Origin of the sequence: Streptomyces sp. NPDC059788, assembly GCF_042732265.1 — a bacterium.
Classification (GTDB): Bacteria; Actinomycetota; Actinomycetes; order Streptomycetales; family Streptomycetaceae; genus Streptomyces.
Genome location: NZ_JBHWHY010000064.1, coordinates 11,270 through 33,980, shown reverse-complemented (window position 1 = coordinate 33,980; position 22,711 = coordinate 11,270). Strand labels below are relative to the sequence as shown.

General features: G+C 72.9%; 18 protein-coding genes. 14 read left to right on the top strand and 4 right to left on the bottom strand.

All coding sequences use genetic code 11. The annotated features are described in order from the left end of the window. Positions 1–105: 105 nt before the first annotated feature. The 5 genes from ACFV57_RS37935 (at position 106) to ACFV57_RS37915 (ending at position 5,079) form a co-directional block, all read left to right on the top strand. On the top strand, positions 106–2,547 hold the full coding sequence (locus ACFV57_RS37935) for a SpoIIE family protein phosphatase (RefSeq protein WP_385242216.1): 2,442 nt from the start codon (positions 106–108) through the stop codon (positions 2,545–2,547). Positions 2,548–2,669: 122 nt separating this feature from the next. Further along, entirely contained in the window at positions 2,670–3,098 is a 429-nt protein-coding gene (locus ACFV57_RS37930; protein WP_385242213.1) for a hypothetical protein, read from the top strand. Further along, positions 3,095–3,460, top strand: a complete 366-nt coding sequence (locus ACFV57_RS37925; protein ID WP_385242210.1) for a winged helix-turn-helix domain-containing protein — start codon at positions 3,095–3,097, stop codon at positions 3,458–3,460. Before ACFV57_RS37930 ends, ACFV57_RS37925 begins: the two co-directional genes overlap by 4 nt. Positions 3,461–3,564: 104 nt before the next feature. Further along, entirely contained in the window at positions 3,565–4,083 is a 519-nt protein-coding gene (locus tag ACFV57_RS37920; RefSeq protein WP_385242207.1) for a DinB family protein, read from the top strand. 240 nt (positions 4,084–4,323) lie between these two features. Beyond that, positions 4,324–5,079 carry a hypothetical protein gene (locus ACFV57_RS37915; protein WP_385242204.1) on the top strand — a complete coding sequence of 252 codons (756 nt, stop codon included), beginning with the start codon at positions 4,324–4,326 and terminating at the stop codon, positions 5,077–5,079. Positions 5,080–5,187: 108 nt separating this feature from the next. On the opposite strand, the gene ACFV57_RS37910 is transcribed toward ACFV57_RS37915, so the two are convergent. Beyond that, positions 5,188–5,670 (bottom strand): SMI1/KNR4 family protein, encoded by a 483-nt coding sequence (locus ACFV57_RS37910; protein WP_385242201.1) that lies wholly within the window; start codon positions 5,668–5,670, stop codon positions 5,188–5,190. Between the two features lie 336 nt (positions 5,671–6,006). Between ACFV57_RS37910 and asnB the strand changes: the two genes are divergently transcribed. Together asnB and ACFV57_RS37900 are read left to right on the top strand one after the other, a co-directional pair. After that, the gene (gene asnB, locus ACFV57_RS37905; RefSeq protein ID WP_385242198.1) at positions 6,007–7,851 is read left to right on the top strand and encodes an asparagine synthase (glutamine-hydrolyzing); all 1,845 of its coding nucleotides are present in this window, start codon (positions 6,007–6,009) and stop codon (positions 7,849–7,851) included. Between the two features lie 30 nt (positions 7,852–7,881). Continuing rightward, positions 7,882–8,310: a MarR family winged helix-turn-helix transcriptional regulator gene (locus ACFV57_RS37900; protein ID WP_385242195.1), complete on the top strand. Its 429-nt coding sequence runs from the start codon at positions 7,882–7,884 to the stop codon at positions 8,308–8,310. Positions 8,311–8,325: 15 nt separating this feature from the next. On the opposite strand, the gene ACFV57_RS37895 is transcribed toward ACFV57_RS37900, so the two are convergent. Continuing rightward, a complete protein-coding gene (locus ACFV57_RS37895) occupies positions 8,326–8,886 on the bottom strand; it encodes a TetR family transcriptional regulator (protein WP_385242192.1) in 561 nt (186 codons plus the stop codon). Positions 8,887–9,033: 147 nt separating this feature from the next. Here ACFV57_RS37895 and ACFV57_RS37890 point away from each other — a divergent pair, with 147 nt between their 5' ends. The 4 genes from ACFV57_RS37890 to ACFV57_RS37875 all read left to right on the top strand — a co-directional run bounded on the left by ACFV57_RS37890 (position 9,034) and on the right by ACFV57_RS37875 (position 14,145). Then, positions 9,034–9,447: a PPOX class F420-dependent oxidoreductase gene (locus ACFV57_RS37890; protein ID WP_385242189.1), complete on the top strand. Its 414-nt coding sequence runs from the start codon at positions 9,034–9,036 to the stop codon at positions 9,445–9,447. 49 nt (positions 9,448–9,496) lie between these two features. Next, on the top strand, positions 9,497–10,327 hold the full coding sequence (locus tag ACFV57_RS37885; protein WP_385242186.1) for an SDR family NAD(P)-dependent oxidoreductase: 831 nt from the start codon (positions 9,497–9,499) through the stop codon (positions 10,325–10,327). Positions 10,328–10,527: 200 nt separating this feature from the next. Then, entirely contained in the window at positions 10,528–11,763 is a 1,236-nt protein-coding gene (locus ACFV57_RS37880; RefSeq protein WP_385242183.1) for an acyl-CoA dehydrogenase family protein, read from the top strand. A gap of 138 nt (positions 11,764–11,901) precedes the next feature. After that, positions 11,902–14,145, top strand: a complete 2,244-nt coding sequence (locus ACFV57_RS37875) for a tetratricopeptide repeat protein (RefSeq protein ID WP_385242180.1) — start codon at positions 11,902–11,904, stop codon at positions 14,143–14,145. A gap of 145 nt (positions 14,146–14,290) precedes the next feature. Here the strand turns inward: ACFV57_RS37875 and ACFV57_RS37870 are convergent, their stop codons facing one another. Further along, on the bottom strand, positions 14,291–15,604 hold the full coding sequence (locus ACFV57_RS37870; RefSeq protein ID WP_385242176.1) for a glycoside hydrolase family 27 protein: 1,314 nt from the start codon (positions 15,602–15,604) through the stop codon (positions 14,291–14,293). Between the two features lie 153 nt (positions 15,605–15,757). Between ACFV57_RS37870 and ACFV57_RS37865 the strand changes: the two genes are divergently transcribed. The 3 genes from ACFV57_RS37865 to ACFV57_RS37855 all read left to right on the top strand — a co-directional run bounded on the left by ACFV57_RS37865 (position 15,758) and on the right by ACFV57_RS37855 (position 20,141). Next, positions 15,758–17,314, top strand: coding sequence for a phytoene desaturase family protein (locus tag ACFV57_RS37865; protein WP_385242173.1), 1,557 nt, complete (start codon positions 15,758–15,760; stop codon positions 17,312–17,314). Between the two features lie 141 nt (positions 17,315–17,455). Further along, positions 17,456–18,559 (top strand): NAD(P)H-dependent flavin oxidoreductase, encoded by a 1,104-nt coding sequence (locus tag ACFV57_RS37860; protein WP_385242171.1) that lies wholly within the window; start codon positions 17,456–17,458, stop codon positions 18,557–18,559. A gap of 16 nt (positions 18,560–18,575) precedes the next feature. Then, positions 18,576–20,141 (top strand): acyl-CoA synthetase, encoded by a 1,566-nt coding sequence (locus ACFV57_RS37855; protein ID WP_385242169.1) that lies wholly within the window; start codon positions 18,576–18,578, stop codon positions 20,139–20,141. Positions 20,142–20,147: 6 nt separating this feature from the next. Here ACFV57_RS37855 and ACFV57_RS37850 read toward each other — a convergent pair whose 3' ends face one another. Further along, entirely contained in the window at positions 20,148–22,523 is a 2,376-nt protein-coding gene (locus tag ACFV57_RS37850) for a penicillin acylase family protein (protein WP_385242268.1), read from the bottom strand. Positions 22,524–22,711: the final 188 nt, after the last annotated feature.

The window sequence follows — 22,711 nt, the reverse complement described above, 5'->3', positions numbered from 1 at the left end:
CTGTCCTTTTCTGTCCATGTCTGTCCATGAATGCGGGGTCACGCCGGGGAGTCGCCGTAGGGATGACGGTGCGGGGCCCGGTCGGCGAGTCGAAGGGGCGAAGCGATGGACGCACCGGTGCCGGAGTTCACCGAGCGGCCGGAGGACCCGTTTGCGCTGAGCCGGGCCGCTTCGGTGGTGCTCGACGACGAGGGCACCGTCGTGGGCTGGAGCGAGCGCGCCGAGGCCCTGCTCGGCCACCCGGCGCGCGAGGCGCTCGGGCGGCGCGCGGACGCCTTCCTGCTGCACGACGACGACCGTGCCGCAGCCGCGGAGGCCGTCGCGGCGGCGCGACGCGACGCGGGCTGGTCCGGCATCCTGCCGGTCCTCCACCACGCCGGGCGGCGCGTCGAGCTGGGCCTGCGGGTCCGCCCCGTCACACGCGGCGACTCCCGGTACGAATGGTTCGTCGTCGCCGCACCCGCCACGGAGGTCGTCCAGTGGGAGATCGACCGCTCGGTGCTGGACGGCCTGTTCCGGCGCTCCCCGATCGGCCTGGCCGTACACGCCCCGGATCTGAGCATTCTCCGTATCAACCGGGCCATCGCGGGCATCAGCCGGCGCCCGGCCGCGGCGCACCGGGGCCTGCGGATGGAGGACTTCCTGATCGGTGCGGACGTGGCCACCATCGAGGGGCGGCTGCGCAGGGTGCTGGAGACCGGCGAACCGCTGATCTTCACCGAGCAGCCGTGCCGCCTGCGGGCCGACCCCGGCCATGAACGGGTGGTGGCCGTGTCCGCGTTCCGGATGCGCAGTTCCTCCGGCGCGGTGCTCGGCGTCACCCAAATGGTGGAAGACGTGACCGACCGGCACCGGGCCCAGCACCGCCTCGCGGTGCTCAACCGGGCGAGTGCCCGCATCGGCACCACACTGGACGTGACCCAGACCGCCCGGGAACTCGCCGGGGTCGCGGTCCCCGACCTCGCCGACGCGGTCTCCGTGGACCTGCTGGAGCCGGTCACCCGCGGCCAGGACCCCACCCGGGGGACGTACGTGCCGGTGCACCGTACAGCCGTACGGTCGGTCGTGCCGGAGGGGCTGGACGTGATGTACCCCGCGGGCGAGGTGTTCCGCTTCGCCCCGGGTACACCGCAGGCCCAGTGCCTCACCGAGCGGCAGCCGATCCTCGAACCGGACCTGGCCCACAGCACCGGCTGGTACATCCAGGACCCGGAACGCTCCGAGCGGGCCCTGAGCCTGGGCGCCCACTCGCTGATCGTGGTGCCGCTCGTCGCCCGCGGCCTGGTGCTGGGCCTGGTGAGCCTGTGGCGGGCGAACCGGCCCCAGCCGTTCGAGCAGGACGACCTCGTACTGGCCCAGGAATTCGTCTCCCGCGCCGCCATCTGTATCGACAACGCCCGCCGCTACACCCAGGAGCACTACGGGGCGCTGACCCTCCAACGCAGTCTGCTGCCGCGCGAACTGCCCGCGCAGTTGGCCGTCGAGGTCGCCCACCGCTATCTGCCCGCCGACCCGGCGGCGGGCGTCGGCGGCGACTGGTTCGACGTCATTCCGGTTTCCAGCGCCCGCGTGGCCCTCGTCGTCGGCGACGTCGTCGGCCACGGGCTGCATGCCGCGGCCACCATGGGCCGACTGCGTACGGCGGTGCACACGCTGGCCAACCTCGACCTCGCGCCCGACGAGGTGCTCTCCCACCTGGACGACCTCGTCAACCGCCTGGCCGAGGAACAGGAGTCGGCCGACGGCGGGCCGCAGAGTCCACAGGTCATCGGCGCTACCTGCCTGTACGCGGTGTACGACCCCGTCTCCCGGCGCTGCAACATCGCCCGCGCGGGCCACCTGCCGCCCGCCGTGGTCGACCCCGAAGGCCGGATGACCCTGCCCGACCTGCCCGCCGGGCCGCCACTCGGGCTGGGCGGCCTGCCGTTCGAGTCCGTCGAACTCGACCTGCCCGAGGGCAGCCTGCTGGCCCTCTACACCGACGGGCTGCTGGAGGTGCGCAGCCGCGACCTCGACGAGGGGCTGGCACTGCTGCGCGGAGCGCTGAAGCAGCCCGCCCGCCGTCTGGAGGAGAGTTGCAAGACGGTGGTGGACGCACTGCTGCCCGTCCACCCCCGGGACGATGTCGCGCTGCTCCTCGCCCGTACGCATGCGCTGCCGCCGGAGAGCGTCGCCTCGTGGGACCTGCCCGCCGAACCGACCGCCGCGGCGGAGGCACGCGAGGTGACGTCCGCCAAGCTGACCGAGTGGGGCCTGGAAGAGCTGGCGTTCACCGCCGAACTGGTGGTGAGCGAACTGGTCACCAACGCGTACCGGTACGGCGGGACGCCGATCACCCTGCGGCTCATCCGCGACCGTTCACTGATCTGCGAGGTCTCCGACCCCAGCAGCACCGCCCCGCACCTCAGACGCGCGCACAGCACGGACGAAGGAGGGCGTGGCCTCCTCCTGGTCGCCCAGCTCACCGACCGCTGGGGCGCCCGCCACACCCGGGAGGGCAAGACGGTATGGACCGAACTGCCCCTTCCGTCACCGGCGAACGGCTGAAACGCGGCTGGTCTTTCGGTGGGGGAGGGGCGATCGTTGGTCCCGTACTTGCCGTCTTGGAAAGTAGTTGACGGATCGGAAAGCTGGACGCCGCGGTACGTGCGGGACGAGGGGGCGGGGCTGTGTACGGTAACGGCGGGGGCAGCGAGGACATGGGCGCGTTGGAGCGGGCCGCGGCGGTGGAGAAGGCCGCGCGGGCGCGAAGTGGCTGGTACGCGCGTTATCTATGGGGTTTTGCCGCGGGGCAGCTCGTGCTCGTCCCGGCCGCCCTGCTGTGGCACGGCCCCGTGGCGGCACTGGTGGTCGCGTCGGCCAACGCCGCCCTGGTGGCCGGGCTGTCGGTGTACGCGGCGCGGCAGCGGATCGTGCGCCGCGGATTCGCGGCCCGGCACGGGGTGCTGATCGGCAGCTGGGGAGCCCTCTACATCGCCGCGCTGCTCCTAGGGAGCTTGGCCTTTCCGGGCAGCCGGGTGTTCGCGGCCACGGCGGCGTCGGCGTGTGCGCTGCCGCTCGCCGTGGGCGCAGTTCTTGAGTGGCGGCGGGTGTCGTGACGGCGGGGAGCGCTCAGGGCGGGCCGCCCGGCAGCCACCCCAGGCACGCTCTCGCGCCACTGCTCAACTCTCCCGTACGGCTGTCCGTGGTGGCGGCCCTGGCACCGGTGGAGCGGGCCGAGTTCGCCGTGGTGCGCGACCTGGTCGAGGTCACCGATTCCGCCCTCTCCAAGCAGGTCTCGACGCTGGAGGCGGCGGGCTGGGTGGCCGTGACCAAGGGACGGGCCGGCCGCCGAGCCCGGACCTGGCTCGCGCTGACGGGGGAGGGGCGCTCCGTCTACGGGCGGCACCTGGCGGCGCTGCGGGCGATCGCGGCGGGGAACGGGCGGTCACCGGACTCCGGCCCCGGCCCCGGTGCCTGAGCTGCGCGGGCAGCACCGGGCCGGGGTGCGGAGGGCCGGGACGAGGCGGGCGCCGAATCCCCAGGTCAGCGGCATTGTCAGACCCTCGTGGCACGATGACGGACATGAACGCACCTGAACGTAGCCTGCCTCCCCTGGACGCCGATGCGCGGACCACCGCCGAGAGTTGGCTCGACTTCTACCGCGCCACCCTCGCCCAGAAGTGCGACGGCCTGACGGAGCCCCAGCTCCGGGAGGTGTCGGCGGCGCCGTCGTCGCTCACCCTGCTCGGTCTCGTCCAGCACATGGCGGACGTCGAGCGGTACTGGTTCCGCAACGTCCTCGCCCAGGAAGGCGCCCCCTTGAACTTCGGCGCCGCTGCCGACGGCGGCGCCAGTGCCGCCAACAGCGGATTCGATCTCGCCGAGGACGCCACGTACGAGAAGTCCCGGCTGATCTGGCAGGCCGAGATCGAGCACGCCCGCGAGAACTGTGCCACCCGCGCGCTGGAGGACACCGGTGTGTATCGGGGCAACAGGGTCACCCTGCGCTGGATCTACACCCACATGACCGCCGAGTACGCCCGCCACTGCGGCCACGCCGACCTCATACGGGAGCGCATCGACGGCAGTACGGGCGTCTGACCTACGCGGCGCGCCGCGGCCGGGCCGCAGCGGCCGGGGGCCGGGGGGGCGTGGGTGGTGGCAGTGGCGGGCGGTGAGGCGGGTTTACGTATACCGCACGGCCGACGGGACTGAGCAGACTGACGCACGAGCACGAGCACGCGTCACCGTGGCAAGCCACCGGTGCGGTACGGCGGCGGCAGCCCCGTACGCCGGCGCCACCGCCCACCGCACCCCAGGTCACACCGAGCGGAGGGCATCGTGGCGGACGACTCGACGACGCAGGACCGGCAACTGCTGCAGGACTACTCCCGTGAGACCCGCGACCCGTACGTCCAGCGCCTGCTGGGAGAACTGCTCGGCCACGTCAACCGGGCGGACTTCGAGCGGACGCCGGGCGCGACCGGCGGCAACACGCGTGACCTCGGCCAGGGCCGCTACGCCATCTCCTACGCCTACACGCCGGGCATGTCGCGCGGCGATCACCTGGCGGTGATGGTCCACGAGCTGACACACGTCGCCGTCAACCAGGCGTACGACTCCCGGATGCTGAACTTCCGGGCGCCGCACCTGTCCGCGGCCGAGGACGACCGTGTGAAGAACGAGACACCGGGACGTGAGGAGGACTACCAGAACGCCAGACTGGGGCGGGTGGACGCGCGGCGCCGTGACGCCTTCGTGGACCTGGTCGTGGGCCACGTGCAGCGGCTGCTGGACGAACTGCCGTCGTCCCGGCTCCCGCCCGAGCGGCAGCGGGCGATCCGCACCAAGCTCACCGACCACATGCGGGCCCGCCCGTACCACGAGTACGACGGCGTCCTCTCCCACATACTGACGTGGGCCGACCTGGACGGAGCCGACCGGTCCTCGGCCTTCTACCGGAGCCTGACGGCGATGGTGGCACAGGCGGCCGACTGGCGCGCCGCCGCCGACATCACGCTGCCCCGGCGCCGGCGCGGACTCCTCCGCGGGGCGGGCGCCGTGCTGGGACGGGGGCTGCGCCGCTTCCGCAGGTGACGTGCGAGCCGGCCTGCGACACGGCCGCCTGCGGCAGATCGGGTGCGTGGCCATGGCCGTAGCCGGAGTTGTGGCCGTAGCGCTCAGCTCGGACTCGGGCGGGCCGGTTCACCGGCACAGCTTCATGATGGCGTCGTCGAAGTCGGGGAACTCCCGTGCGGCCTGCTCGGTCACGACGGTCGCGGACGCGCAGGTGCCCGGGGCGAACTGTTCCGCGATGGCCGTCAGCTCGCGATTCGGGTGCGGGACCTGGTCGGGCTCGTAGGGGGCGGCCGCCTCCATGGGACCGGAGCCGGCGGCCGGCAGCCACAGGAAGGCGCCCAGGTCGCGCGCGACGACGCCGGTCTCCCCTTCGGACCCGAGGAAGACGACGGGCTGATCGGCCGGCTCCCGACCGGGGCGGACCAGCCAGAACGCGGCGTACCCGCCGGTGCCGCCCTGGCCGAACACCCGGAAGGCGACCCCGTCCAGCGCACTGTTGCCGGTCCACGCGCGAAACCGGTCGGTTGTCTCGTCGGCGGACCGGAAGGCCTCGAAGGGTTCAAGGTCGACGCCACCCCGGCCCCGGCCCAGGCCCCGCGCCCTCGCCACCCCCCCCTCACCACCTCCCCCCAGGTAAAGCCTTCCCCACATTGTCGTAAGCCCGGAGCCGTTCGCCGCGCCTTCCCCCGCCCCGCGCCGCGCGCCGAACTCCCAGATCAGGGCTCCGACGGGGGCTCAATTCCGTCCGCGGAACGCGCCGTTGAGCGCGCCGGCGCGTGTTACGGCCAGGTTGACGGAGCGGCGGCCTCGGGAACATTCTCGTTATATAGGTGCTCGATACAACTGACCCGCGAGGGGTGTCGAGCCGCCGGGCCCCGTCGTGCCCGCGCACGGTGCACCGGCGTCCGGCGGACCGCCCCTTCGGGTCGGACAGGAGGACATGGCATGTGTGGCATCACCGGCTGGCTTTCCTTCGATCGTGACCTGCGCGCGGAGCAGGCGACCGTGGACGCGATGACGGAGACGATGTCCTGCCGCGGGCCCGACGACCGCGGTACGTGGATACAGGGCCCCGCCGCCCTCGGCCACCGCCGCCTCGCGATCATCGACCTGCCGGGCGGACGCCAGCCGATGACCGCGCAGAAGGCGGACGGCAGCCCGGTCGCCATCGTCTACTCGGGCGAGGCGTACAACTTCCGTGAGCTGCGCGAGGAACTCGTCTCCCGGGGGCACCGGTTCACCACCAGCTCCGACACCGAGGTGGTGCTGCGCGGCTACATCGAGTGGGGCGAGGCGGTCGCCGAACGGCTCAACGGCATGTACGCGTTCGCCGTCTGGGACGAGCAGCGCCAGCGGCTCGTCATGGTCCGCGACCGGATGGGCATCAAGCCGTTCTACTACTACGAGACGTCCGACGGTGTGCTGTTCGGCTCCGAGCCCAAGGCGATCCTCGCCAATCCGCTCGCCGAGCGCACGGTCGGCCTCGACGGACTCCGTGAGATCTTCGCCTTCGTCAAGACGCCCGGCCACGGCGTGTGGGAGGGCATGTACGAGGTGGAGCCCGGCACGGTGGTCACCGTCGACCGCGGCGGACTGCGCCGGCACGTCTACTGGTCGCTGGAGACCCGCGCCCACGAGGACGACCAGGAGACCTCCGTCGCCCAGGTCCGTACGCTGCTCGACGACATCGTCCGCCGCCAGCTCATCTCCGACGTGCCGCGCTGCACCCTGCTCTCCGGCGGCCTCGACTCCTCCGCCATGACCGCGCTGGCGGCCCGGCAGCTGGGCGAGGTGGGGGAGACGGTACGCAGCTTCGCCGTCGACTTCGTCGGGCAGACCGAGCACTTCGTGGCCGACGAACTGCGTGCCACCCCGGACACGCCGTACGTCCACGACGTGGCCCGCGTCTCCGGCACCGACCACCAGGACATCGTGCTGGACTCGGACGCCCTGGCCGACCCCGAGGTGCGCGCGAAGGTCATCCGGGCACGGGACATACCGATGGGCTTCGGCGACATGGACGCCTCGCTCTACCTCCTCTTCAAGGCGATCCGGCAGCACTCGACCGTCGCTCTCTCCGGGGAGTCGGCCGACGAGGTGTTCGGCGGCTACAAGCAGTTCTTCGACGAGGAGGCCCGACGCGCAGAAACGTTCCCGTGGCTCGTCCGCTTCGCCGAGCACTTCGGCGACGACGGCGACGTCCTCATCCCCGCGCTCGCCGACACCCTGGACCTGCGCTCCTACGTACGGGACGGCTACCGGACCGCGATCAAGGACGTACAGCGCCTCGACGGGGAGAGCGACTTCGAGTACCGGATGCGCAAGATCTGCTATCTGCATCTGACCCGGTTCGTACGCATCCTCCTCGACCGCAAGGACCGCGCGAGCATGGCCGTCGGCCTGGAGGTGCGAGTGCCGTTCTGCGACCACCGGCTGGTCGAGTACGTCTACAACGCGCCGTGGTCGCTGAAGTCCTTCGACGGGCGCGAGAAGAGCCTGCTGCGCGAGGCCACCGCCGACGTGCTGCCGAAGTCCGTGTACGACAGGGTCAAGAGCCCCTATCCGTCGACGCAGGACCCCAAGTACGCGGTCGCGCTCCAGCAGCACGCCAAGGACCTGCTGACGCGCTTGTCACACCCGGTCTTCGACATCGTCGACCGCGGCTGGCTCAAGCGGGCCGTCGACGACGCCGCACCCCAGATCACCCAGGCGTCCCGTAAGGGCCTCGAAAAGACGTTGGACCTGGCCCTGTGGTTGGAGATGTACCAGCCCCGCCTTAGGCTTTCCTGACCCGAACCGGGCGGCGCGATGGGCTGGGCGATGACAATCGGTGACGATGCGGCACTCCAACTGGTGATCTCCCTGAACCGGCTGACGCGAAGTCTGCGCAGGGCAGCGGCGGCCGGCGGCATCCAGCCGACGCAACTCGCCGTCCTGGCCATGCTGACGCAGCGGGGCCCCTCCCGGATCGGCGAGATCGCGGCCTGGGTCCCCTGCTCCCAGCCGACCGCCACCGCGGCCGTACTGGGCCTGGAGTCCGCCGGCCTGATCCGCCGCGAACCCGACCCCACGGACGGGCGGGCCAGTCGCGCCCTGGCCACCGAGCGCGGCGCGGCCGCACTCGCCGACATCGCCCGCGGCGAGGCCGAGGTGCTGTCCAAGCGCCTCGCCTCGCTGCGGCCCGACGAGATCCACCGGCTCACCGAGATCTGGCCGCTGCTGCGGCGCCTGGCGGAGGCGGGGGACTGAGCAGGTCCCCGGCCGTCACGGCGCCGCCGTCACCGCTGACGCCGTGCCGATGCCCCGCAGCAGGGTCCGGGTGACCAGGTCGGCTCCCTGGCCCGGAGTGAGTTCGGGCATCTCGTGGGAGGCGACGTTGGTGAGCTGGACGAGCAGGGCGCGGGCCCATCCGTCCGGCAGCCCGGTGCGGACGACTCCCTCGCGGGCCGCGCGGGCCATGAAGGCTTCGAGACGGTCCAGGAGTTGCCGCAGGCGGGCGGCGGCCGTCCCGTCCGCGGCCTGCCGGAGATCCACGGGCCACCGCCTGCTGACGGCGATGGTGCCCTCCGCGTACCGGTGCAGCGCCACCGGCACCGGTGCCTCGGTCAGCCGGGCCTGCGCGAAGACCTCCTCGCAGGCGTCGAGTTTGGCCACGTACACGGCGGCCATCAGCGCCTCGCGGCTGTCGAAGCGGCGGTAGACGGTGCGCCGGTCGACGCCCGCCGCGGTGGCGATGGCGGCGATGCTCGTGCCGGGGTCGCGCGCCAGGAGGCGTGCGCCGGTCTGCAGGACCGCGTCCAGGTTGCGTGCCGCGTCAGCTCTCATCGTGCCCGGAGCATACGCACAGGCGAGACCGAACGCCCAGCGGTGTGCGGCAACAGGGTTGCGGATGCCGCTATAAATGTCACATCATTGTGGCGCTTCACTCTTCCGGTCCTCAGCCGCCCTCAGTCAGCCTTCAGGAGCCGCCCCGTGCGTACGGCCGAACTGTCCCCGAAGTTGCAGCAGGTCCTCGACTCCCGGGTCTTCGTCACGGTGGCGACCCTCCGGCCCGACGGGAGCCCGCACCAGTCCGTCGTCTGGGTGGGCCGGGAGGGCGGTGACCTGTTCTTCGTGACGGGTGTCGACAAGATCAAGGTCCGCAACCTGCGGCGTGACCCGCGACTGAGCATCGCCGTCAACCCGCGGGACGAGCCGTACGCGTACGCCGTGATCCGTGGCACCGCACGCTTCGAGAGCGCGGGGAGCCGGGAGCGGCTGGACGGGCTGGCCGTCAAGTACAGCGGCGTGCCGTACGCCGAACACCATCCGGAGTCGGCGGCCGGACTGCCCGAGCTGGTGACGGTCCACGTCACGCCGGAGAAGATCGCGGCCCGGTTCCTGTGAGGGGCGCGGGCCGGCGGCCGGCCGGGGGAGACCGCCGGGGAGCACGCCGATGACGACGAGAACCTTTGTGATCACCGGCGGCACGGACGGCATCGGCAAGGCCGTGGCCCGGGCGTACCTGGCACGCGGGGAGGAGGTGGTGGTCGTCGGGCGCGACGCCGCGAAGGGCGCTGCGTGGCTCGGCGCCGCGCGGCGGTCCGGTGCGGGCGCGCGTGCGCATTTCCTGCGGGCCGACCTGAGCCTGATCGCCGAGAACCGGCGCGTGGCCGACGTGCTCCGTTCCCGGTTTCCGAAGCTGGACGCGCTGGTCCTGTGCGCGCGGCACTACCGGTCCACGCGCCTGGTGACGTCCGAGGGGTTCGAGAACACCTTCGCGCACTTCTACCTGAGCCGTTACCTGCTGAGTCACGGGCTGGCCGGTCCGCTCGAAGCCGCCGCCCGCCCGGTCGTCCTCAACGTCGCCGGGCCCGGCGACGCCGGACCGGTCCGCTGGGACGACCTGGAGTTCGCGCGGGACTACGACGCCGGGGCCGCGCTGGCCCACGGCGGACGGCTCAACGACCTGCTCGGCGCCGGGTTCCCGCACCACCGGCCGGGGTCCGCGATCCGGTACGTCGTGTACGGGCCGGGGGTCGTCGGCACCAGCTTCTCCGGGCAGTACACACCGGAAGCCGCGGCTCAGGTCGAGGCCCTGCGCCGGACCGCCGAGCCGGTCGCGGCAGCCGTCGTCCCGATCCTCGCGGTGCTGGACGACCCGCCGACGGCGCTGTTCAGTGCACTTGTGAAGGGTGTGCCGCTCGATCCGGACGGCCCCGGGTTCGATGTCGCGCAGGCGCGGCGGCTGCACCGCGTCACCGGGGAACTGTTCGCCGCGGCGTAAGCGCGGGGCGCGCGGGGCGGGCTCCGCTCCGCCCCGCGCCCTTCCGTATCAATGGAACACGTTCTACTGTGCCCACGACCCGTTACCCGACGGCCCGTCAGAAACGCGGCCGACCGTGCCGGGCCGGCCGCGCTCCGCCGTGCGTCGGGGCGCGCGCACGCGTCACCGTACGAGCCGGGCCGGTCAGACCAGGAGGGGCCGTGCATCTCGAATACACCCCGGAACAGCAGCAGCTGCGATCCGAACTGCGGGAGTACTTCGCCGCGTTGGTGCCCGACGACGCGTACGCGCGCTTCCACGGCCCCGCGGGATCGCCCGACGCGCCCGGCGAAGAGGCCACGGCCCCGGGCCCCACCGCCCAGAAACGCTTCTACCGCGCGACCATCCGCCGGCTCGGCGCGGACGGCTGGCTGGGGGTGGGCTGGCCCGAGGAGTACGGCGGCCGGGGCATGACGCCGATGGAGCAGTTCATCTTCTTCGACGAGGCCGCGCAGGCGGGCGTGCCGCTGCCGCTGATGGCGCTGAACACCGTCGGCCCGACGATCATGCGCTACGGCACCGACGAGCAGAAGGCGTACTTCCTGCCCAAGATCCTCTCCGGGGAGATCGACTTCGCGATCGGGTACAGCGAACCCGACGCCGGCACGGACCTCGCGTCGCTGAAGACCCAGGCCGTACGCGACGGTGACGCCTACCTCGTCAACGGGCAGAAGATCTGGACCACCAACGGCGACACGGCCGACTGGGTCTGGCTCGCCGTGCGCACCGCCCTCGCCGAGGACGGCGTCCCGCCGCACAAGGGCATCAGCCTGCTCCTCGTACCGACCCGCGACCCCGGCTACTCCTGCACCCGCATCAACACCCTCGCCTCGCACGACACCACCGCCAGCTACTACGAGAACATCCGCGTCCCGCTCACCCGCCGCGTCGGCGAGGAGAACCAGGGCTGGCGCATCATCACCAACCAGCTCAACCACGAACGGGTCACCCTCGCCGCCCACGGCACGATGGCCGTCCGCGCCCTGCACGACGTCCAGCGCTGGGCCGCCGGGACGAAACTGGCCGACGGCCGCCGTGTCATCGACCTCGGCTGGGTACGCGGCCGGCTGGCCCGCACCCACGCCAGGCTGGACGCCATGAAACTCCTCAACTGGCAGATGGTGGACGCCCTCCAGCGCGGCACGCTCACCCCCCAGGACGCCTCCGCCGTCAAGGTCTACGGCTCCGAGGCCCGCCGCGACGCGTACGCCTGGCTGATGGAGGTGGCGGGAGCGGCCGGCCCCATGAAGGACGGCTCGTCCGGCGCGGTCCTCCACGGCGAACTGGAACGCGGCTACCGCTCCGCGGTCATCTTCACGTTCGGCGGCGGCAACAACGAGATCCAGCGCGAGATCATCGCGTGGATCGGCCTGGGGATGCCCCGGGTACGGCGTTGACGCGCGGCCCGCCCCGCCCCCGCCACGCCCCTCCAGCGCCCTACAAGCCGTGGCGTCGCGACGCCATACTGGGCGGGCGGGGGACTCAGGGGGAGCCGCGGGGGCCGGGCGCGGTGGGGACGGGGGCGCGGGCAGGCGATGGTGGAGAGCAGGCTGGTGCAGGGGCGTTACCGGTTGCTCGACCTGATCGGGCGCGGCGGTATGGGGGAGGTGTGGCGGGCGCGCGACGAGTCCCTGGGGCGGCAGGTGGCGGTCAAGTGCCTCAAGCCGCTCGGGCCGCGGCACGATCCGTCCTTCATGCGGGTGCTGCGCGAGCGCTTCCGGCGCGAGGCGCGGGTGGCGGCGGCCCTCCAGCACCGTGGCATCACGGTCGTCCATGACTTCGGTGCGGACGACGGCATCCTGTTCCTGGTGATGGAGCTGCTCGACGGGCGGAATCTGAGCCAGTTGCTGGAGGACAACCGGCACGACCCGCTGCCCGTGCCGGACTTCGCCGATATCGCCGAGCAGGTCGCGGCGGCCCTCGCGTACACCCACGAACAGTCCATCGTGCACCGCGACCTCAAGCCCGCGAACATCGTGCGGATCGCCGACGGGACGGTGAAGATCTGCGATTTCGGCATCGCCCGGCTGGGGCACGACATCGGGTTCACCGCCCGGCTGACCGGTACCGGCGTCGCGATGGGCACGCCGCACTACATGTCGCCGGAGCAGATCGGCGCCGGTACGGTCGACCACCGCAGTGATCTGTATTCGCTGGGGTGTGTGCTGTACGAGCTGGCGACGGGGGCGCCGCCGTTCGACCTCGACGATGCCTGGGCGGTGCTCGTCGGCCACCGTGACACGGCGCCGGAGCCGCCGCGCGAGCGCCGGCCCGACCTGCCGGAGGCGTACGAGCGGATCGTCCTGGACCTGCTGGAGAAGGCTCCGGAGGACCGGCCGCGGGACGCCGCCGAGCTGGTGAAACGACTCGTCTCGGCCCGCCGGCCGCCGGAGTACCCCACCGTGGGGCAGACGCTGCCCGCCGGGCCCGCCGGCCGGACGCCGACGCGTGCCGTACGCCGCCTGCCGTCCTGGACCCAGGGGATGACGAGCGGGTCCCGGGCCGGTTCCCGCGCGTCGCGGGCGTCCGGTGCCGACGGGGCCACCGGGCTCACCGGCGCGTGGACGAGCGGGCTGCCCCCGCTCAGCCGCGACACCCCGGCGTCGTACGTCCCCGAACGCCCCGCGCCCTCGCCCGAGCACCTCGCCGCGCTGGCCGCCCGCCACAACGCCGGGCTCAGCCTCGGGCGGCTGGGCCGCTGGGCGGAGGCGGGGGAGGTGCACCGGGCGGTCGCCGCCGAGCGGGAGCACGCGCTCGGCCCGGACCACCCCGACACCCTCGCCAGCCGCTTCGAGGTGGCCTTCACCCTCGGCCGGTCCGGGCGGCCCGCCGACGCCCTGCGCGAGTACGAGCGGGTCGCGGCGGGACGCGAGCGGAGTCTGGGGCCCGATCATGTGGACACCCTGGCCGCCCGTCAGGAGACGGCCTACGCGCTGGGCCGGCTCGGGCGGCACTTCGAAGCGCATCAGGTGTACGTGGCCGTCCTCGCCGCCCGGGAGCGCACGATGGGCCCGGAACATCCCGACGCGCTGCGCTGCCGGCACAACCTCGCCTTCAACCTCAGCCGCCTCGGCAGGCTGGAGGACGCGTACCGGATGGCGCGCGACGTGGCGTCGGCCCGTGCCCGGGTGCTCGGCCCGCAACATCCGGACACCCTCGTGACGCACTTCGAAGTCGCCTACCTGCTGGGTCAGCTGGGGCAGTGGGCGGAGGCGTTGCGGACCTACCGGAGGGTCGCCGCCGACCGTGCCCAGGCGCTGGGGCCCGGCCACCCCGACACCCTCGCCGCGCGCTACGAGGTCGGCATAAGCCTCGGGCGGCTCGGGCGCAGCGCGGAGGCGCTGGAGCTGTACCGGGACCTTGTCGACGCCCGTACGACCGCGCAGGGCCCGGCCGATTCCGAGACGCTGCGCGCCCGGCACGGCCTGGGCGTCAACCTCGGGCGCCTCGGCCGCTGGGAGGAAGCGCTGGCCGAGGCCCGGTCGGTGGCCGCGCTCCGCGAGCAGGTGCTGGGCGCCGCTCATCCCGACACGCTCGTCAGCCGCCGGGAGATCGCCGTCGCCCTGGGCTGGCTGGGCCGCTGGCCGGACGCGCTGGCCGTCTACCGGCAGGTCGCCGCGGCCCGCGAACGGGTGCTGGGCGCCGACCACCCCGACACCCTCGCCAGCCGCAGCGACGAGGCCCAGTGCCTGGAGCAGCTCGGACGCTCCGGTGAAGCGGTGGCGCTGTACCGCCGGGTCGCCGAGCTGCGGCAGCGGCGCGCGCCGGGCCGGGGCTGAGGGCGGGGCCGAGGCCGGGCGGCCCGCGCCTCGCCGTATCCGGACCGCGTCCCGCCGTATCCGGACCGCGTCCCGCCGTATCCGGACCGCGTCCCGCCGTATCCGGACCGCGTCCCGCCCGGACCGTGCCCGGCCCGGCGTCCGCTCACCCCTTCGGGTGCACCCGGTAGAGGACCGTCGCGTGTGCCGGTACGCGTACCGAGATCTTCCCCGTGGTGCGGGAGGCGTGCTTGGTGACCAGGTCGCGCAGCTCGTACGCACCGGCCTGCGGCAGCCCGGCCTTCTTCGCCGTGGTGGTGAGCGTCCGCGCCGAGTCGCCGGAGTTGAAGAGCGCCACCGCCCGGTCGCCGTTCTGCAGCGGCTTGGACAGCACGTCGTATCCGGGGCCCTGCTGGACCACGCGCCCCTGGACGCCCTTCGGGTCCTGGTCCACCGCGATGATGTCCCGGTTGCCGAGGACCTTCAGGGCGGCCGGTGAGATCTTCGTCAGGTCCGTGCTGGAGATCAGCGGCGCGGCCATCATGGCCCACAGCGACATCTGGCTCTGGATCTGCCCCGTCGACAGCCCGGAGTCACCGGCGAGCAGGAAGTCGGGGTCGTTCCAGCGGCCGGGCCGCTGGAAGGGCGCCAGCTTGGCGTTGTACGCGTAGTTGTACTTGATCGAGGACCATTTCCTGGCGCCGCTGTGCTTCTCCACCGCGATGTCGCGGCCCTCCCGCCACAGGTTGCCGACCTGCGAGGACCAGCGGATGACCTGGTGCCACACGCGGTCGCCGTCGTACTGGAAGTACGCGGGCGCCGACACCGAGAAGACGATGTCCCGGCCGGTCCTCCGCAGCGCTTGGCTGACCGCCCGGTAGGCGTCGTGGTACGTGCGCTCCTTCGTCTTGCCGGGGGCGGTGGCCAGGTTGCACCCGTCCATCTTGAGGTAGTCGACCTTCCACTTCGCGAAGAGGTCGGCGTCCTGCTGGTAGTGGCCCTGGCTGCCCGGGTACTTCTCGCAGGTCAGGTTGCCGACGTCCTCGTAGATGCCGAACTTCAGGCCCATCCGGTGCAGTTCGCGCCCCACGTACGCCATGCCGCGCGGGAACCGGGCCGGGTCCGGGACGAGGTTGCCCCTGGCGTCGCGCTGCTTGAGCATCCAGCAGTCGTCGACGGTGACCGTGTCGTAGCCCTTGGCCGCGAGGCCGGACCGCACCAGGGCCCGCGCGTTGCCGAGGATCACCTTCTCGTCGATGTCGCACATGTAGTACGACCAGTTGTTCCAGCCCATCGGGGGTTTCGGGGTGAGGTTCGGGTAGGCCGCCGCGGCGCGCGCACCGTCCCCGCCCGCCGCGGTGGGGGTGGCCGCGGCCGGCCCGGCGGCGGCCGCGGACACGACGCCCGCCGCGCACAGGGCGGCGGCGCTCAGACCGGTCAGGGTGCGTCTCGGGGGACGCGGTACCGACGAAACACGCACAGGGCACCTCACGGGTGGACGGGGCAGGCCGATTCAACGCATCGTCGGACGGTAGGAACGTAGGAGTTGGGGGGCAAGGCGCCGCGCTGGGCGGCTGCCGGAATTCAGCCTTCCGTACCTGGCGGCGGCGATCACCGCGTGCTACCAAGAGACATGCTGCAAGAGAGTTCGTACGATGTGGTCATCGTCGGTGGCGGGCACAACGGCCTGGTCGCCGCCGCCTATCTCGCACGCGCCGGGCGCCGGGTGCTGGTCCTGGAGCGGCTGGAGCACACCGGCGGCGCGGCGGTCTCCAGCCGCGCCTTCCGGGGGGTGGACGCGCGGCTGTCGCGTTACTCGTACCTCGTCAGCCTGCTGCCGCACAAGATCGTGGACGATCTCGGGCTGCGCTTCGCGGTCCGCAAGCGCTCGGTCTCCTCCTACACGCCCGCGGTACGGGGCGGCCGCCCCACGGGCCTGTACGTCAGCTCCGACGAGGACGCCACCCGCGCCTCGTTCGCCCGGATCACCGGCTCGGACCGGGAGTACGCGGCCTGGCAGCGGTTCTACGGCATGACCCGGCGGGTCGCGGAGCGGGTCTTCCCCACGCTCACCGAACCGCTGCCGACGCGCGCCGCGCTGCGCGCCCGCATCGACGACGAGGCGGCCTGGGAGGCGCTGTTCGAGCGGCCGCTGGGCGAGACGGTGGAGGCCGCGTTCGCCGACGACCTGGTGCGCGGGGTGGTGCTCACGGACGGGCTGATCGGCACGTTCGCGCACGCCCACGATCCGGGGCTGGCGCAGAATCGTTGCTTCCTCTATCACGTCGTCGGTGGCGGCACCGGCGACTGGGACGTGCCGATCGGCGGCATGGGCGCGCTGACCGACGCGCTCGCCGACGCCGCCCGCAAGGCCGGCGCCGAGATCGTCACCGGCTGCCCGGTGACCGGCATCGCCACGGACGGCGGTACGGCCGAGGTGGCCTGCGCCCAGGGCACGGTCGCCGCGCGCCACGTACTCGTCAACGCCGCCCCGCACACCCTCGCCGGACTCCTCGGCGAGCAGGCCCCGGAACCCGCCGAAGGCGCACAGCTCAAGGTCAACATGCTGCTCACCCGGCTGCCCCGGCTGCGCGACACGAGCGTGGACCCGCGTCTGGCCTTCTCCGGGACCTTCCATGTCGCCGAAGGCTACGGCCAGTTGGAGGCCGCCTACCGGCAGGCGGCGGCCGGTGAACTCCCCGTGGCGCCGCCCTCGGAGATCTACTGCCACTCCCTCACGGACCCCTCCATCCTCGGCCCCGACCTGGTCCGCCAGGGCTACCAGACCCTGACGCTGTTCGGCCTGCACGCCCCGGCCCGTCTCTTCGCCGGCGACCACGACGCCACCCGCGAACGCCTGCTCGCGGCGACCCTCGCCCAGCTCGACGCCGTACTGGCCGAACCGCTCACCGACTGCCTCGCCACCGACGCGGACGGCCGCCCGTGCATCGAGGCCCGCAGCCCCCTCGACCTGGAACGCGACCTGGGACTGCCGGGCGGCAACATCTTCCATCGCGAGCTGGCGTTCCCGTACGGGGAAGAGGGCGACGGGGACGACGCGCCAGCCCGGTGGGGCGTGCGGACCGCGCACGCCAATGTGCTGCTGTGCGGGGCGGGCGCGGTCAGGGGCGGCGGGGTGAGCGGGATTCCCGGCCACAACGCCGCCATGGCCGTCCTTGAGCAGGACTGACCGGCCGCCGCCCCGTCAGACGGCGGTGACGGCGCCGCGTCCCGGAAGCCCGGCCGCCCGCGGCGCACCCCCCGGTGCATTTACTGACGCAGCATCAGAAAATCTCTTCCCTCGTACGGCGCCCTGCGGCATCCTGCGGCCATGCAGACGGAGCTGAGCAACCGGCTGGGAGTCGAGCACGCCGTCTTCGGGTTCACCCCGTTCCCCGCGGTGGCCGCCGCGATCACCCGGGCCGGGGGCTTCGGCGTGCTGGGCGCGGTCCGCTACGCGGCGGCCGACGACCTGGCCCGCGACCTGGACTGGATCGAGCGGCACACCGACGGCAAACCGTACGGCCTCGACGTCGTCATGCCCGCCAAGAAGGTCGAAGGCGTCACGGAAGCCGACATCGAGGCGATGATCCCGCCCGAGCACCGCCGCTTCGTCGCACAGACCCTCGCCGCGCACCAGGTGCCCGAACTCCCCCCGGGCGAGGCGTCCGGCTGGCGCATCACCGGCTGGCTGGAGCAGGTGGCCCGCTCGCAGCTCGACGTCGCCTTCGAGTACCCGATCAAGCTGCTGGCCAACGCGCTCGGCCCACCGCCCGCCGATGTCGTCGAGCGCGCCCACGCACACCACATCCTCGTCGCCGCCCTCGCGGGCAGCCCCCGGCACGCACGGCACCACGCGGACGCCGGCATCGACATCGTCGTCGCCCAGGGCTACGAGGCCGGCGGCCACACCGGCGAGATCGCCACCATGGTGCTCACCCCCGAAGTCGTCCGCGCCGTGGACCCGCTGCCGGTGCTCGCGGCCGGCGGCATCGGCACCGGCGAACAGATCGCCGCCGGGCTGGCCCTCGGCGCCCAGGGCGTCTGGCTGGGCTCCGTCTGGCTGACCACCGAGGAAGCCGGGCTGCACTCCCGCAAGCTCACCGAGAAGCTGCTCGCCGCTGGCCCCGGCGACACCGTCCGCTCCCGCGCGCTGACCGGCAAGCCCGCCCGGCAGCTCCGTACGGCGTGGACGGACGCCTGGGACGACCCGTCGGGTCCCGGGGCGCTGCCCATGCCGCTCCAGGGGCTGCTGGTCGCCGACGCCGTCTCCCGTATCCAGAAGTACGAGGTCGAGCCGCTGCTCGGCACGCCGGTCGGCCAGATCGTCGGGCAGATGAACTCCGAACGCGGGGTGCAGGCGGTCTTCGACGACCTCACCCGCGGGTTCGAGCGGGCCGTGGACCGTATCAACCGCATCGCCGGACGTGGCTGAGCCGAGGAGGACACGCATGTCGGCACCCAAGGCGTCATCACCCCCGAACGGTTTCTGGGCGCAGGCCGCCGCCGATCCGGGGCGCGAGGTCCTGACCGCCCCGGACGGCGAGGAGTGGACCGCCGCCCGCCTGCACGCCGCCTGCAACCGCCTGGTGCACGGGCTGCGCGCCGCCGGCCTGGAGCGGGGCGACGCCTTCGCGGTGGTGCTGCCGAACGGCGTCGAACTCTGCACCGCGTACCTGGCCGCCACTCAGGCGGGCTTCTACCTCGTACCGGTCAACCACCATCTGGTCGGCCCGGAGATCGCCTGGATCGTCGCCGACTCGGGCGCGAAGGCGCTCATCGCGCACGAACGGTTCGCCGACGCGGCCCGCGCCGCCGCCGACGAGGCGGGACTGCCGCCGGAGCACCGGTACGCGGTCGGCGAGGCCGCCGGATTCCGGCCGTACGACGCACTCCTCGACGGACAGCCGGAGACCGCGCCGCGGGACCGCACCCTCGGCTGGGTCATGAACTACACCTCCGGCACCACCGGCCGCCCCCGCGGCATCCGCCGCCCGCTCTCCGGGAAACCGCCCGAGGAGTCCCACCTCGGCGGCTTCCTCGGCATCTTCGGCATCCGGCCGTTCGACGACAACGTGCACCTGGTGTGCTCGCCGCTCTACCACACGGCCGTCCTGCAGTTCGCGGGCGCCGCGCTGCACATCGGGCACCGGGTCGTCCTGATGGACAAGTGGACGCCCGAGGAGATGCTGCGGCTGATCGACACCTGCCGCTGCACCCACACGCACATGGTGCCGACCCAGTTCCACCGCCTGCTCGCCCTGCCGGAGGAGGTGCGGGCGCGCTACGACGTGACGTCGATGCGGCACGCGATCCACGGCGCCGCGCCCTGCCCCGACCACGTCAAACGGGCGATGATCGACTGGTGGGGGAGCTGCGTGGAGGAGTACTACGCGGCGAGCGAGGGCGGCGGCGCGTTCGCCACCGCCGAGGACTGGCTGAAGAAGCCCGGCACGGTCGGCCGGGCCTGGCCGATCAGCGAACTGGCGGTCTTCGACGACGACGGGAAGCGCCTGCCGCCCGGCGCGCTGGGCACCGTCTACATGAAGATGACCACCGGTGGTTTCCGCTACCACAAGGACGAGGGCAAGACCCGGAAGAACCGTATCGGCGACTTCTTCACCGTGGGCGACCTCGGCCACCTCGACGAGGACGGCTACCTCTTCCTCCGCGACCGCAAGATCGACATGATCATCTCGGGCGGGGTCAACATCTACCCCGCCGAGATCGAGTCCGCGCTGCTCGCCCACCCCGCCGTCGCCGACGCGGCGGCCTTCGGCATCCCGCACGACGACTGGGGCGAGCAGGTCAAGGCCGTCGTCGAGCCCGCCGACGGCTACGCGGCGGGGCCGGACCTCGCCGACGCGATCCTGGAGCACTGCGCGCGGCGGCTGGCGGGCTTCAAACGCCCCAGGTCGGTCGACTTCATCGCGGCCATGCCGCGCGACCCCAACGGAAAGCTCTACAAGCGGCGGCTCCGCGACCCGTACTGGACGGGCCGGGAGCGCGCCGTGTAGCGGCCCTCAGTGCCCGCGTACGTGCACCACCCGCAGCTGCGGGGAGGCGAGGACGTCCTTCTCGCAGAAGCGCGAACGCGTCATCCGGTTCGCCGAGTACAGCTCGGTCTGGTCGCTGTAGTGCGGCGAGCGCGGGTTCGAGGACTGCGAGTACGTCAGGAGCGTACGGGCGTCGACCGGGCAGCCGCCGCCGGTGAAGGCCACCGCCTGGATGTAGCTGGAGCCGTGCAGTACCTCGGTGTAGCCGCCGTCCGCCGGGTTCCACTGGCCCACGGTCATGTTCCAGACGCCCAGCCCGTGCACGCCGCCGCTTACCGGGATGCGCTTGCCGTTGCGTACGACGAACTGGTGCTCGCCCAGCGGGGCGGCGAGCGGGATGCGGGCGGCGCGCAGCTCGGCTACGGCGTCGGCGAGCGTGGTCGCGAAGCCGGGGGCCGCGGTGTTCAGGGTGCGGGGGGTGTGTACGGGATCGGCCGGGTCGAAAGGCGTCTTCCACAGGTCGGTCTGCGACACCTTGCCGTTCAGTCGGCGCCAGAACCGGTCGAAGAGGAGGGCGCCCTTGCTGTCGGTCCGTACCGTACGGTCCCAGGAGCCGATCACCCGGCACGCCTCGGACACGTCGACGGCCTTGCCGTCGCTGCCGGTCGCGGTGCCGCCGGGAAGAGCGGCGCAGGCTCGCGCGGTGTCGGCGGCGGCCAGGTCACCGGCCGGCACCCGGTTGGCGAACTGCTGGCGCTGGAGACCGGCCACGGTCAGGCCGCCCCGGTCCGCCAGGGCGGCGACATCCTCGACGGCGCCGCGGGTGCGCAGCGCGCGCGGGGTGCCGATGTCGCCGAAGACACGCGGGTAGCCGGTGATCGGCCGGTCCGCGTTGGCCAGCCACGGGCTGTCGTTGGAGTTCTCCACGTACGGCGCGTCGGTGAGCGTGGGCATCGCGGACGGGCCGAAGATGCCGGGCTGTACGGCGTCCCGGTCGCGGCCCGGCGCGCAGTCGGAGCGCGCGCCGTCCAGGACGGCCAGGCCGGTGGCCGGATACAACTCCCGGCCCAGTGCGGTGGAACAGCGCCCGGCCAGTTCGTCGGTGATGCGCGGCACCACCTGTGACTGGGTGTAGAGGGTGCGGCCCGCGGAGTCGGAGGCCACCGTGTTCACCCAGGGCATGCCCTGCCACCGGCGCAGCGCCTGCTGCACGCCCGCCACGTCACGGGCCTTGCCGAAGCCCAGGGAGGTGTCGAAGATGCGCAGTTGTGCCGCGTTGGGGTCGCCGATCGCGTACGCCGTGCGGTTCGTCCACGGCAGGTCGAGGTCGCCGTAGCCGGTGACGACCGGGCCGTAGCGCGTCCACCACTGGGTGCGCCGCACGTCGGGGCCGTCCTTGACCGGCACCGTGACGGTCCGCGGCGTCATCCGCTCGGGCTTGCCGTCCACGAGGTACGAGGCCGGGTCGGACGGGTCCAGGGTGAGCTGGTGGAAGTTCATGGGTACGCCGGTGGCGACCGTGTGGCTCCAGGCGACGTGGGCGTTGTGGCCGATGGTGGGCGTGGGGAGGCCGAGGAGCGAGCCGCCCGCGGTGTCGAGTTCGCCCGGGATGGTGATCTGCGACTGCCAGAAGCGGCGGCCGCCGGACCACGGGTAGTGCGGGTTGGCGAGGAACAGGCCGTGGCCGTTGGCGGTGGTGTCGCCCCGGAAGGCGACGGCGTTCGAGCCCATGCTCCCTTCGCCGCGGGCCAGGCGGGAACGCACGGCGGCGACGGCCCGGCCGGCGCTCTGCCGCCGGTGGGCGGCGGGGGCGTGCGCCGTACCGGCGGCGGGCGGCGCGGCCGCGACGATGTTGTCCACCACGTCGGCCTGACCGGCCGTGATCACGAGCGCGTAGGCGTTGGCCGCCACATCGAGCGCGGTGACCGGCTGGACCCAGTCCTTGCCCGCGCAGGCCGGATCGGTGATCTTCTGCTGGGCCAGCCACGCGTTGTACCCGGCCGCCCAGCCGCGCATCAGGTCCTTCACCTCGTCGCTCGGGCCGGCCGGCGCGGGCTGCCGCAGCAGCTTCTCGACGGTGCCGGCCTCCCGTACGCCCTTGAAGAAGAGATCGCCGGCCAGGTTGGTGCTCGCGGAGGAGTGCGAACCGTCGGGACGGCCCTCGGCGCCGAAGTACCGGGACCGTTCGCCGCGTACGGTCACGAAGCCGTCCGCGAGGGTGCAGACCTGGTCGGCGGCCTGCGCCCAGCCCACGCCGAAGCCCAGGTCCGGATAGTCGTCGGCGACTATGTGCGGAATGCCGTACTCGGTATAGCGGATGTCGGCCGCGAGGCCGCCGCCCGACGGGTGGGACGCCGCGGCGCTCGCGCCCGGGGGGGGGGGGAGCCCCGCCCCGGGAACCACGACCACCCCCGCCCCACCGCGCCCTGATAGTCGGTCGCCGCGCGCCCGCCCCCGGGGGGGGGGGCCGCGGGCGCGGCCCGCCCGGGCCGGGCCCCCCCCCCCCCCCCGCCCCGGACAGCAGCACCACCCCGGCCACGGCGAGCCTTCTGAGTCGGTCGCGCATATCGGATGATCCTCCCTGTGGTCCT